This window comes from Paracoccus sediminis (assembly GCF_900188295.1).
Taxonomy (GTDB): domain Bacteria; phylum Pseudomonadota; class Alphaproteobacteria; order Rhodobacterales; family Rhodobacteraceae; genus Paracoccus; species Paracoccus sediminis.
In genome coordinates, this window is sequence record NZ_FZNM01000016.1 from 1 (window position 1) to 12705 (window position 12705).

Here is a 12705-nt window from a genome sequence, read left to right on the forward strand (position 1 = left end):
GTCTTCGGCGATGCCAAGATGACCACCGCATTGCTCGACCGCCTTACCCACCGCTGCCACATCCTGGAGACCGGAAACGACAGCTTCCGCTTCAAGGCAAGCTCAGCCGCAGCAGCGCGCCAGAAGAAGGAGAACAATCACGCCTTGACCACTGAATGACCGGAAATCCATAGTCAGAGGTGGCTCACTTCTCGATGGAAATGCCGGCTCAGTTCTGGGTGGAAATCAACACTGGAGAATTCCAGACACTCTGGGCTGATTGCAGCAACAGGGATTTGCCAGAACCAGGTCCACCGTAGAAATTCAAACCCACTGTTTCCATCTCCGCCAGGTCAAGAAGCGGACCCGCAAAACTTGCGGAGAGAGCTACCATCAGAAGCGGATTCCCCTGGGCATAGGCGGCGACGCCGCTTGACCAGCCTGGGAGAGATCCCGCCCTCGGCAAGGGTGAGGCGTGGAGCAGCGCAAGGTTGGGCACGGCATCCACGTCTTTCGCGACAACCCGGCCATCGGGCTGAACGAAGACACGATCGCACTCCGGCAGAGAGACCCAGCCAGCGCGGTCGAGGCGCCATCCCAGGGGTGGTTGAGGCCGTGCTGTCCATGTCCTCAGGAGTTCAAGGAATTCCTTGGGCGAAACGTGGATCGGAAATCCAAGTCCCGTCAGCCTCCTTGCAAAGCCGGAACCGGAAGCAAGTTCCGCCATGTCGCAAAAGGTGGATTTCAACTGGCCGGACAGGTCCAGAAATTCGAAAAGGATTGCGTAGCCGTCACCGGTCGCCGGGCGACGAAGCGTGAGAACGGGAAGGATCAGGCCACAGACCGGCTTCGGGCTGGAGAAGAAATGAATGGTTTCCTTGTCGGCATCCACATCAAGGTTGCCGGGAAGAGTTGCCTGGATCCGGGCCGCCAGGGCATGACGAGCATCATTTTTGTCACCATCGGACTCAGCCTTCTCTTTCGGGATGCAGGCCGGGGGAGGATGCCGGGCGAGCCGGGAGGTGGCCGAATCCGCGCTGATTAGAGGATTATCAACGGGCTTTCCGTCTTGCTGGTCACCCTCAAGAAACCGATCATCCATTGCTGCTACTCTCCTGTTCTTCTGCTCGACCGGCGACAGAAATATCAACCCCTGAACTCCGGAATTACGACATGGGGTGGTTGCGGAAGGGCGCGAAACTCCCTGTTAAAATGTTAAAATATGTACACCAAACCGACTTATAATAAATCACTGCGCAGCCTAAAAGCAATACTCTCGGCATGAAGACGAGGCTAGTCGTCTGACAAACAGTTTTCCCAAAAGTTATTTTTATTAGTTATGGAAATTATTTTAAAAATTGATTTGCGGTTATTTTAAGATAGTTTGGTGATTTTCATTTTAGAGTGACGCCCTGTAACGGCTCCAGGCTGATGACTGGTCGTAGCGTCAGCAATCTCTCTCTGGGTCAGACGCGCGCCGGTTGATGCGGACAGGCATGTCAGGAACGGTGCTCAGCAGCCGGCCCGGACGGCACCCCAGCAGAATATCCAGTTCAGCGCAGATGGTCTGGTATTGGGAACGCCCTCCCGACTGCTGTCGTGTCAGGCGCTTCAACCTTCTTCTTGCTTCTGAGACCGTAAATCTGTCGGACTGTCGGACTGTTGGACCGCAGCCGCACAAAGCGGGGCCGCCCCATGCCCATCTGAACGGTCAGCCTGTCGGAAGAGTTGGACCGTCGCTCTGACGGGGCGGTCGTATGGCAGGAAACATGCGCCCGACGTTCCCGTAGTCCTGCTTGGGGAGGATGCCTGCTTCCTTGCAGTTTGCCGTAAGAGCCACACTCTCCCGCAGGTCGACGTCGTTGCGCTTGATCCAGACCATCAGGCCGTCGGCTGCCCTCTGGAGCTGCGCCTGACGTTTGCCGGCCGCTTCGATCTCCTGATGCAGTTTGGCTTTCTTTTTCGCAAGCCAGGTGCCCTGCTTTGCGGCCGCCCGGACGACAGGCTTCATCTCGGGCAGATCGTATCGCAAGGCGCTCAGATCGTCCGCGATGGGGGCGCCGTCCCGTTCAAGCAGCGTCCCGGCCACCAGTTCATGGGTGATGGCGATCAAGGCCTTCCCGACATCCACCGCTCGCCGCTGGCTCAGCATAGCCTCAGCGGAGGCTTCGTCCCGGTCCTGGATGGCCTTGTCGACTTCCTTCGTCAACTCTTCGGCAGTGCGGCGCAGCCTCTCGCAGTCATCGAGAGCGGCTTGACGCTCCTGCTTGGCGGCATCCCGGCCCGCAAGGGTTTTCGCCAGCTGCTCGCCCGCCTGGTCCGCGCGGACGGTTTCCTGTTCGGCGCGATGGGTCTGGGCATCCGCCTGTCGCCGTGCGGCTTCGGCCCGTCCTGTCTCTTGAACGACGGCCGCCTGCGTCCTCTCGATGTGCGCGTCCATCTCGACCGCCCTTTCGTTCTTGAGGCGCAGTTCCTCATCAAGCTCCACCAGGGCGAGCCTCTTCTCCTTGAGCCTTTCGTCGGCGGCGCGCTCTTCCTCCTGCTTGGCCGCAGACCGGTCATTGAGCGACGCAAGGGTTTCGGTGGCAGTTGCGATCTGGCCCTCAATCTTGCCATGCTGCGCTGCAAGAGCGGCCCCTTGTTCGGTCAGTGTGGCCAGTTCCGCGCGCTTCCTGGAAAGATCCCCGGGCAGTTCGCGCTGCAACTGCCGGACGGATTTGTGGATCACCTCGGAGAAGGAAGCGCCCGCCGCCAAGCGGTCACCGTATCGGCGGCCGCGCTCAATGCCCGCGCAATGCTGGGCGATGACCTCGGCGGCCAGGCTCTGCAACTCGGCCATGACCGCAGGTCTGGTGGTTGTCGAAAGCGGCTGACCGTCCAGATCAACGGCGGCAAGAACGAAATGGGCGTGGATCGTGGCCTCGTCGCCGTGGATCTCCAGGCCATGAAGCGTTGTCTTCAAGTGAACGGCAATGGCCTGTGCCAGTTCCCGGAAAGCAGCGTCCTGCTGCTCGGGGGTCAGGGTCTCGAAAAGCTGCGCGGCTTCATGGCCAAAGCCGATGATGCCTCGCGTCGCCACTGCGGCGTTGGACTTCATGCGCCGTTTGACGGTGCGCTGGTCCCGTCGCGCCGCGCAGACGGCCCGCAGATCGGCGGGTTTCGCATATTCGATCAGGGTTCGGTTACGGTCGCGGCGCGCGGCATCCACATATTTCGGCTGGGCTCCGATTCGCAGATCGTGGCGCTTCTGCCCTGAATAGACCTTGCTACTGGCCGCCCCCAGGCGAATGATAACCGCCCGGGGATTTCCGTTTTTCACATTATCCATAAGGATATTCTTGGCGTCGTCAGGCATTTTATGTCATAACCTACTAGTGATAGTATTTCCCCGCCATTCGGGTAAGGAGGACTATCTTCCGCTGCAAAGAAAAAGTCTCCACCTGTTTTCCCCCAGTGTCCGGTGCGGGACGTCATGCGAACGAATTAATACCTAAAAAACATTCCGATCTGGAAATGGCCGCTGTCGGAACTCTGCACCGCGAGCAGGGAGCCTGGCACCCTAATATCGTTCCTATGCCACTGATGCCTCATCAACCGCATAGATTGCTATTATAATAGTTCTGCTCCAGAGGGGGCAGGCCCCTCGGCTGGATAATAGTATACTATTGTAATAGTATTCTATTATGCTATCATCTTCTGATCTTCGTTTTAATGCGGACTGCCGCAGCGATAGAAGTCCTCATAGGTGTCCTTCCGGGTATTGTCGTAGTCGATGCAGAGCCCGGCCGCGTCGATCTGATCCTTGAGGATCTCGGCCTCCTTGCAGGCGCCGAAATGGCTGCCGTCGGCGCGCATGTCGGCGCAGCGCGTGAAGGCCGCCACGAAGTCCTTGGCCAGGCGCATCTCCTTGCGGCTGAGCGGTCCACCCGGGAACAGCGTGATGGCGGCGCTCACGGCGATCAGGAGGATGGCGGCACCGGCGGCCGTGATCAGGATGCGCTTGCGGGTCATGCTTTCTGTCCTTTCCGAAAGAGGGGGCGGCGGCCTGCCGCCCCGATGCTAGTGTCGCGGGGGCGCCTTAACGGCGGATCAGGGCGGCAAAGTCCGGAAAGCTGCCGGTCTCGGTGGCGCGGTAGCCCAGCCTGGCGGCGGCGGCGAAGGGATCCCCGATCGGACCCAGGTCGGGATGGCAGGCGCGCAGATACATGGTGGTGATCAGCGTGGTGGCGCCCGCCGGGGTGAACAGGTCGAGCGCGGTGTAGCTGGCGTCGCCTGCCATGAAGGCCGGGCGCGTGCCGCTGCAGAACACTTGCACCGGCGACGGCTCGCCCCAGTCGAGGCCGCCGGCCGGGGTGTCGGGATCGCCCGAGACGGCCTGGCGCAGGGTGACCAGCACCAGGTCGCCGGGCACGGCGGCGCTGCCCTGGCCGACGACCTGGCGCGAGGTCTGGTCGTAATGGATGCATTCGCCCATCTGGCAGCGGGCCAGATAAGGCTCGGCCTGGGCGAGGGCGGCAGGCAGGACGAGGGCGCCGGCAAGGAGGAAGGGCTTCATGGGTATCTCCACAATCAAAAAAGGTCTTCGGGTTAAGTCTTCGAAAAGGGCAGGCAGGAAGATCAGTCTACGCAGCGGTCGGGATGGCCAAGGCAGAGATCCAGCGTGGCGGGCGCGTCGCGCAGCGGACCCGGCTCAAGCGCGATCTCGGTGAGGCGCCAGACGCCCGGCGCCCCGGCCGGCGCAAGGGTGCCGGTCAGGGTCTGCACGCCGCTTTTCCCCTGGGCCTGAAGGCCGACCTCGTAGCGCGTATCCCGGAACAGCCCGCCATGCCGGGTCAGCGTTGCGGCGGCCGGCAGGTGGCAAAGGAGCCTGCGCAGCGGCAGAAGGCCCTTCTCTCCCAGGTCGAGTTGCGCGTCGCGCAAATCATCGTCCGCCTTGGCCTCCTCGTAGAGGCGGGCACAGTGGGTCTCGCCGTGCTGTGCCTGGAACGCTGCGGACAGCTCCTGACACTGACCGTGAAGGCCGGTGAGTAGTGGCGCCTCCGGGTAGCGGGTGCAGTTGAGCAGCACCGCCGTATCTGGGCTGCCCGGTTCGAGGCCGGCATAGGCCGCCGCCAGGCGCTCGGCCTCCGCCGCCAGCACCCGGGCGCGCTTGTCGGCCACCCGCGCTTCGGCCTCCTGCGCGGCGGCGTTCAACTCGGCCACGGCCGCGTCAAAGGCGGCGCCTGCCGGGCGCGGCCCGAAGTCCGGCAGGACCGCGTAGCCGTCGGTCGCCAGGGCATCTTCATAGCTCTCGCCCGCCGCCTCGGCGCGCGCCGCTTTCTCGGCGATCCGGGCCATGCCGACGCGGGTCAGATGCGCAGCAGCGATGTCCTCGCAGGCTCTGGTGATGCGCGCGGCGACCATGGTGTCCATGCCGGCCATGACGGCGCCGATGCGGCGCGCGCAGTGGCTGGTGACCGCTGGGATGTCAGACTCATCCGCGACACCCTGGGCCAGTTCCTCCGCCAGCACCGGGACCGCGTTCTCGAGGAGGCGCGCCGTGGCTGGCCGCAGGACCCGGTCGATCTCCTCGCGTGAAAGACCGGCGTCGCGCAGCGTCGACGGATCGACGGTGAGCCAGTTGGCCGCGCGATAGGCATCAACGGTGACCGGCGTGGCGGCCAGGGTGGCGACGGTCGCGCGCAGCTTGTCCATGCCGGCGATGCGCGCCTCGATCCGGGGCCAGGCCTGTGCCGCCAGCGTCTCATACCGATCGTCGGCGCAGGACTGCGACAGATCCATGGTGGTCTCGGCGAACTCGCGCGTCCAGTGCTGGACCGGCACGCCCGAGGCGATCTCGAGCAAGGTTTCCTCGCCGACCCTGCTGAAGGTCGGCGACATCATGTTGGTGCTAACGCCGTCCACGGTCGCGCAAATCCGCGCAGGATCGGTCTCGGCCATGGCAGACATGTCGCGGCCCGCTACCATCAGCGCCAGGGCACGGGTGTCCTGCAGTTCGGTCAGGAGTTCCGCGTCAGCCCGGTCGCGGCTGGCGCGCCAGGCGTCACGCAGCTCAGGCAACAGTGCCGCCGCCTCGTCGCCCTCGATCTCGCCGGCGAGGGCACGGGCACGCTCGACCATGCGGCTGCCCATCGTCTTCAGCCCGTCCTGAACCGCCCGGCGCTTGCCCTGCTGGTCCAAGGGCGGCAGGAGGACCGGCGGGGGCAGGGCCTCGGCGGCGGCGCGCGCGGCCGCCACGGCGGCGGGGGTGGGCGCGTCCGCCTCCAGCATGGCAAGCACGGCGTCGTAGCGGGCCTGGGGCACCTTGGCGGGCGCAAACCTAAAGGCCTCGCAGCCCGGCAGGGGAGCGCCATCGAAGCCCAGCAGCTGCAGTTCCGGGGCGTCGCTTTCCAGGCCGCTCACCTGACCCTTCGGGTAGTTCGCAAGCTGGTCCAGCACAACGCTTTGCCCTTCGAGGAACTCCGCAGGCAAGTGCCAGTCTCGTCCCGAGATGCGGTTGTCCTGCCCGCGCCAGAAGAGACGAATGTTCGGTTCGTCATTGGGCGCGACGCGCAGCTCCAGGACATGGCTGCGGCCGTCGCAGGTGACAGACTGCGAGGTGTAGTAGCGGGCCTCGTCGGCAAGCGCGGGGGTGGCAAGAGACAGGATGGCGACGGAGCCGAGGAGGGCGGTGACAGATCGAGTCATGGGAATTCCTTCTTGTGCGGGCAAGAGCAGCAGGCAGGCGTGGCAAGTCGTGGGAGGGCAGGGTGCGGGTGCCGCGGACGGGGCCCTGAATCCCTGGCGTGCCGGACATCTGGGACGCCGATGAGATCAGGGCCTGTCAAACGGGAACACCGGCTGGAGATGTTCAAGGGTCAGGCAATCTCCGGGGAATGAAATGTAAATATCCCAAAATGGGATAATACTGAAATAGGATTATTGGCGCAAGCGAAAGCAAAGGCTTGCGCATGCCCCGTTCCCTCCGGTCCCTGCTCCATTTGTCGATGATGACCGTTCTTCGGCAGGAGCGGACACGCCGGAACCTCACACAAACCGATCTGGCCGGGCGCCTGCACCGGGCGCAGTCATATGTGGCCAAGGTCGAGACGGGCGAACGCCGGCTGGATGTGGTCGAGTTCGTCGAATATGCCCGTGCCATCGGGGTGGAGCCGGCACGCCTCCTCGCGCTGATCCTGGAAGGCGAGCACGGGTAGGGGATGAACCTGAAGGTCAATTTGCGGTTCATGATGTGCCTCTAGCAGCTGTATGGGTTCTTTCCAAATCGCCCGCGTCAGGTTCGATAACGCGCTCGGCGCAAGGGCTGGCGATGAGGTCGTATAGTCAGATGTGGCCGATCTTCCTGGCGGGCGGGCCTGCGATCGGGCAAGGCCTTTCCCGAGAGCCGCGCTGCCGATTGGATCCCGTTTCCGGCCCACGTCCCGTGCGACAGCCGCCGACCTTGTCCCGAGACGAGGCGCCTGCGTCCCCCGCCGGTGTTCTTGCTCATCTCCCCGGAAAAAATCTTCTGACGAACACAAATCTTGGAACTTTTGCCGTTCTCTGTTTTTGGCAATGTTCCTTGAAGAAAGCTCTTCCAGAGGAGCGGATCGGCAGGGTCGTGACCAAAAACCTCGCCAGACCGCTCAAGGAAGGCCTTTTTGCGCCTGGAAGAGGAATTGGATCCTTCCGGGGCGGATGACCCCACAGGTCTTGAAAGGGCCGTGACCGTGATCCTTAACCCCCTGCGCCCCATGGCCACGGCCTGCTGATGGGGCGCTCCGCCGGACGGGGCAGGGGGGTCGCGGGCCGGGGTAGCGCCGGAGTTGCCGCCCAGTCCCTGCGGCGGCCAGGAAGAGGAGATCGAGGATCTTGTCCACGACCGCCGCCTCGTCGCGCACCTCAGCCAGGCGCGCCGGTAGGTCCGTCTCACGGCTCATGGCCCGCCTCCGGGTCTGGGCCGGGCCGGTCTAAGCCGTCGTCGCCGAACACGATGACCCGCTCGGCGCAGAGCCGCTCGGTGAGATCGCGCAGCCAGAGATGCTCGACAGCGAGGAGTTGCCGCGCGCGGCGCAATGCGGCGCGCAGCCGCCGGTCGGCCTGGGTCCGCACGCCCGGGTCGGACATCAGCATCCGCGCGGGGTCGGGGATGCGGACCAGGCAATGGCCGCTGAGGCCATAAACCAGTTCCAGCCGCAGGGCGATTTCGGTGGCCTTCGCCAGATCGCTGTCAGCCCCGCTTCCGGCGCCGCTGGATCCGCTGCCCAGCACCAGTTCCTCTGCCGCCCGGCCCGCCAGCAGATAGGTCAGGTGGTCGCCCAGGTCGCGCCGGGTCAGTAGTGGCGCCTGGTCCACCAGCATGATCTGCCCGCCCGCCATGCCGGCGCGGATCTCGTGGACGCGGCCGCGCGCGAGCAGCGTGGCGGCAATGGCGTGGCCGGCCTCGTGGACCGCCACCCGGCGGATGATGGCGGGCTCTTCCCGGGCCAACCCCATGGCCTTGGCGACATCGGCGGCGGTCAGAGCGCGGCCGGCCGCCCGCGCCCGGCTGCAGGCCTCGCGCAGGGCGCCGTCAATGGCGGCGGCGCTGTGGCCGATGGCGCGCCGGGCCAGGGTATCGATCGCCTTTCCCGAAAGCTGGCCGTCGTGATGCCGGGCAAGGATATGGACGATGGCGGCGTGACCGGGCGGAGGCACTTCGACGATCCGGTCGATCCGGCCCGGGCGGAGAAGCGCCGGATCAAGCGCGTCCACGTCGTTGCAGGCCGCGACGACGACCACACCCGGCGTCCGCGTGGCACCATCCAGCAATTCCAGGAGGCTGTTGATGACCTGGCGGCGATAGTTCTCGGCATGTCGGTCGACGCTGTTGCGATCGCCGGCGCTGTCGATTTCGTCCAGAAACAGGATCGCCGGGGCGGCGGCCTGAGCGGCGGCGAAGCTCGCCCGCATCTCGCCCAGCATATGACCCAGATGCCCGGCAGCCTGCCAGGCCGAGAAACTTCCCTCGATCAGCGGCACGCCTGCCGAGGCGGCGATGGCGCGCGCAAGCCAGGTCTTGCCCGTGCCGGGCGGGCCGCAGAACAGGATCGAGCGGGTCATGTCGGACCAGGCAATCCGGCCCGCGGACCAGGCGGCGAGATCGGCGACCAAGCGGCGGGCGGCCTCCTCGGCCGTGCCGTAGCCCCTGATGTCGTCCAATGTTGGACTGTTGGACCGGTTGGACCGGACGAGGCGGTGCAGCTCGTCGATCTGCCGGTCACGGATGCGGTGGCGCAGGGCGAAGCGCAGCTGGCCAGGCGACAGTGCGCGCAGGGCGGCGTCATTGGGCAGGCGGGCCCGCAGGCGCGCCACGCCGCCGCCGCGCAGGGCGAGAGCGGCGGCGATCAGCCACCCGTCCACGGGTCCGAGGCGCAGAGGCGCGGGCAGCATGGCGGCGATCTCGCCGGACAGGGCCACGCCCTCTTCGATCAGCAGGACATGCGGGGCGGTTGTCGCGGTGATCGCCGCCATGGCGTGGTCGAGGGCTTCTGAGGCGCGGTCCTTCGCGCGGGCGTCCGCAGCCAGGCGCAGGGTGACGATCTGCACCGGCGGACTGCCGGTGCCCCGGGCCAGCACGGCCGCCAGCAAGGACGCCGCATCATCGATCATCCCGCCGGGCGGGCAATGCAGCACGGTCACCGCGCCGACCGCTGTCAGCGCGGCGATGGCTTCTGAGTCGGGCAGGGCGCGGCACAGCCCGGCAAGGGCGATGGCGCGCAGGGGGTCGCCCGCCAGCGGGGCTGCCGGACGCTTGCGCTGCCCCCACTCGGGCAGCTCCTCGATCTGGTCCTCGACCTCATCCAGGCGTCCCTCGACGAGGGCCTGGAAGACCGCCTCGGACATCTCCGGCTCATCCGGGGCAGGCGGGCAGGGTGTCGCGTCCAGGCAGGATGCGACGGTGTGGTAGTGGGTCAGCCAGGCAGGCATGGTGGGCATGGAAAGCTCCTTCGGGACAGGCGCGGACGGGAGGGGAGTAGGCGCGGCTCAGCAGGCCGCCCCGTCTTCGCCCCCATCGTCCTGCCGGTCGCCGCCTTTGCCTTCGCTTTCCTCGGCTCCAGATGACCCGTCGCCCCGGGCGGCCTCCGCGATGCGGTCGAGCTGGTTCTCCAGCTCGGGCCGCAGCCAGGGCCGGTAGACCTCGCTGACCACATTGAGGATGCCCCGGTAGTCTTCGGGCACCACCACGGCATCGGGATGGCGCCTGCGCAACCGGGCATGCAGGCGTTTTTCGACCGTGCAGGCCGCGTGTCCCGTGGGCATGGCGACGCTGCGCAGCAGGCTGACCTGCGCCGCGCGCGGCAGGCCCAGCTGGTGCCTCTGGCGCTTCAGCGGATTGGCGCTGTAGCCCAACTTCAGCAGGTCCACGCCGCCGTGGTGGATGGCCAGCAGGTAGAGGAAGCTCGGCTTGGCGGTCCAGCTTTCCCCGCAGCCCGCGCAATCGCATTGGCCCCAGCCCAGATTGGCCCGGGCGATCCGCTGGGTGTGGCCGCAGGCGTCGTGACAGTAGAGGTGATAGTTGGGATTGCCACGGGGATCGGCGCTCACCCGGGTCCAGCCATGTCGGGCGGCGGTCTGCCGTTCACGTTCGGCAAAGCAGGTTTCGCAGCGCAGGCCGGTCCGGCCATCGGCGACGCGGTCGACAATCTCGAACTGCCGCCGGAGGCAATGGCCGCAGGCCGCGCGATACAGGCCGTATTGCGGATGATCGGGGTCCGGGCCGAGATAGGAAAGGCCCGCCGCCGTTGCGCGCGCGGCCCGCGCCGTTTCCAGGCAGGACCGGCAAAGCGGCCGGTTGTTCATCAGCACGAAGAGCTTTGTCACGCTGACGGCCCCGCAGTGCCGGCACCGCAGGGCCAGGTGATAGCGGTCCTGGACCCGCGCCATCAGGTCAAAGCCTTTTTGCTGTGCCGCCTCGGCCCAGCGGGCGTGGAGAGGGCCGGGATAAGGGGCAAGATCGGCAAGATGCGGCGCAGCAGGTGTGGAATGATGCAGGCTGGTCATGGGAATGCTCCTGAAAGACATGGGTGAAAGTGCCGGGCGGGGACATCGCCGTGCATCCCTCGCGGGAAGCCGACAGGCGGGCACGCGGCGATGCGCCGCTGGACGGTGCGCGCGGCGCGCACCGGTCACGGCATGGATGGGTATTAGGGAAAGGCGGGCGTCAGGCCGCGGCGGGGACCGGGTGGTCGGGGCTGTTTGCCGTCGCGATCTCCAGCGGATCGACAAACGCGGACAGTGAGGTCAAGTCCGCGACCTGCATCCGCGCCGCCGTCAGCATCGCCTCGACGCGCCGCGCGACAGGATCAGTGCCCGGGCAGTCGAAAAGACCGTCCGGCTGGTCGAGGCAGGCGGCAAGCCGCAGGAACTCGGATGATGAGCCGGACTCGATCAGCGCGAACAACAGCAGCGCCATGCGCTTCAGGGGCAGATCCTCGAGCCGGACGACAGCAGAGGACCGGATCCGGTCAATCGGCGTCAACACCTGGGTGCGGGCGGTTTCCGCGTCGCGATGCCAGTGCAGGAACGCCGGATGCCAGGACGCGGCATCCTCGATGTCGCGCTCGGCCTCGATATAGGTGCTGACTGCGCCGATCAGGCGGGAAAAAGTCCGCGAGATCTCGGTGTGCGTGAAGTGGGCAGAGGGTTTTGTCACGCCGAACGGCGTGGTAGGTGATGAAGTAGCCATGATTGATCTCCGTAGGATCAGTTGTGGTTAGGGCTGGGCGGGGAGCTTCCATCTTCCCCTCAGCCCGTTGCATTTGTGTGCAACTGAAGATAATATGCACTCATCAGAGATGAATGTCAACTGCACACAATCGAATCCATGGCAAAAACTTCAGCAATATCCGTGAGGGTTTCTGACGAAACCAAACAAGCTGTTGAAAAGGCAGCTGAGGAGGACGGTCGTTCGGTTGCATCCTATGTGGAGCGACTATTGACGACCCATTTGAAGAAAGAAGGATATCTCCCAAAGTAGCGGTGTGGTCTGCCCCAAATGCCGAGCTAACCGGCTCAGCTAACCTCTCGAAGTTCGCTGAACTACAAAAATTCAATCGTCGTCCTGTGACGCAGCTCTAATCTGCCTGACCAAGATGCCCTCGAGCCTCTCGCAGTCTCCGCTGTAAGCCATGATCGAAGCATTGATCATCTCGTCTCGATCCACACCCTCCCAAGTGATGGGATGCCCTGCCGCCGCCGCCCCCGCGGCTGCGCCTTTTGCGATGGAGGCCGCGGATCCTGCGCAATGCGGTAACCCGTTGCCCGGCTGATATCGGCCTTGGCGGCGGCCACCTCGAGGGGGTGGTCCTGTCGGAGCTTCATGAAAAGCCTCGTCTGTTGATCAGTTACATGGCGACCCGGCACAAAGGTGGTTCTCCCTTCCAGAAAACCGCCAGCATATCGGACCGGCCGCGATCACAGACGCAGGATTTGCACACCGTAGTGGGCTGTGCCTCCAGTCGGGCTATGCCCTCCTTCCGTCACAGCCCACTACGGCGTCTCACCCAGATTGACGTGGAGTCTCACCCTGTTTGTCGCGCAGCACCGCTCAGGCAGGCGGTGGAAATCGGGTGGTTACGGCAGTTCTCCTGGGAGAAAGTGCAGAACTGATTTCAATGGCCAGTGCTGCCGGCTTTCGGTGCTTCACCTCGGCCGCCGCCTTTAAATCTTATGTGCAGCGGCTGAGCGCTACCGGCACTAATGTTG

The 12705-nt window shown here is 65.0% G+C and carries 11 protein-coding genes and 1 pseudogene; 3 read left to right on the forward strand and 9 right to left on the reverse strand.

Translation table 11 applies throughout. The features are described from left to right. On the forward strand, positions 1–159 hold a 159-nt coding region (locus CHB77_RS15805), incomplete at its 5' end, for an ATP-binding protein (RefSeq protein WP_217896910.1). A 49-nt stretch (positions 160–208) separates the two neighbouring features. On the opposite strand, the gene CHB77_RS15810 is transcribed toward CHB77_RS15805, so the two are convergent. The 5 genes from CHB77_RS15810 to CHB77_RS15830 form a co-directional block, all read right to left on the reverse strand. Then, positions 209–1081 (reverse strand): DUF927 domain-containing protein, encoded by an 873-nt coding sequence (locus tag CHB77_RS15810; protein ID WP_089389152.1) that lies wholly within the window; start codon positions 1079–1081, stop codon positions 209–211. Positions 1082–1690: 609 nt separating this feature from the next. After that, positions 1691–3334, reverse strand: coding sequence for a plasmid recombination protein (locus tag CHB77_RS15815; RefSeq protein WP_131023387.1), 1644 nt, complete (start codon positions 3332–3334; stop codon positions 1691–1693). Between the two features lie 353 nt (positions 3335–3687). After that, positions 3688–3990 (reverse strand): hypothetical protein, encoded by a 303-nt coding sequence (locus tag CHB77_RS15820; RefSeq protein WP_089389154.1) that lies wholly within the window; start codon positions 3988–3990, stop codon positions 3688–3690. Positions 3991–4057: 67 nt separating this feature from the next. Beyond that, positions 4058–4534, reverse strand: a complete 477-nt coding sequence (locus CHB77_RS15825) for a hypothetical protein (protein ID WP_089389155.1) — start codon at positions 4532–4534, stop codon at positions 4058–4060. 62 nt (positions 4535–4596) lie between these two features. Beyond that, positions 4597–6666 (reverse strand): hypothetical protein, encoded by a 2070-nt coding sequence (locus CHB77_RS15830; RefSeq protein ID WP_089389156.1) that lies wholly within the window; start codon positions 6664–6666, stop codon positions 4597–4599. A 263-nt stretch (positions 6667–6929) separates the two neighbouring features. Between CHB77_RS15830 and CHB77_RS15835 the strand changes: the two genes are divergently transcribed. Then, a complete protein-coding gene (locus CHB77_RS15835; protein ID WP_089389157.1) occupies positions 6930–7175 on the forward strand; it encodes a helix-turn-helix domain-containing protein in 246 nt (81 codons plus the stop codon). 712 nt (positions 7176–7887) lie between these two features. Here the strand turns inward: CHB77_RS15835 and CHB77_RS15845 are convergent. The 3 genes from CHB77_RS15845 to CHB77_RS15855 form a co-directional block, all read right to left on the reverse strand. Then, positions 7888–9936 (reverse strand): AAA family ATPase, encoded by a 2049-nt coding sequence (locus CHB77_RS15845; RefSeq protein ID WP_089389159.1) that lies wholly within the window; start codon positions 9934–9936, stop codon positions 7888–7890. A gap of 48 nt (positions 9937–9984) precedes the next feature. Further along, entirely contained in the window at positions 9985–11001 is a 1017-nt protein-coding gene (locus CHB77_RS18405; protein WP_165456303.1) for a hypothetical protein, read from the reverse strand. Positions 11002–11161: 160 nt separating this feature from the next. Continuing rightward, a complete protein-coding gene (locus CHB77_RS15855; protein WP_131023386.1) occupies positions 11162–11686 on the reverse strand; it encodes a hypothetical protein in 525 nt (174 codons plus the stop codon). Positions 11687–11824: 138 nt separating this feature from the next. Here CHB77_RS15855 and CHB77_RS18900 point away from each other — a divergent pair, with 138 nt between their 5' ends. Beyond that, positions 11825–11977 (forward strand): type II toxin-antitoxin system antitoxin, encoded by a 153-nt coding sequence (locus tag CHB77_RS18900; protein WP_131023385.1) that lies wholly within the window; start codon positions 11825–11827, stop codon positions 11975–11977. Positions 11978–12189: 212 nt separating this feature from the next. On the opposite strand, the pseudogene CHB77_RS18700 reads toward CHB77_RS18900, so the two are convergent. Then, positions 12190–12363: pseudogene (locus tag CHB77_RS18700) on the reverse strand (IS21 family transposase); the annotation flags it as partial. Positions 12364–12705: the final 342 nt, after the last annotated feature.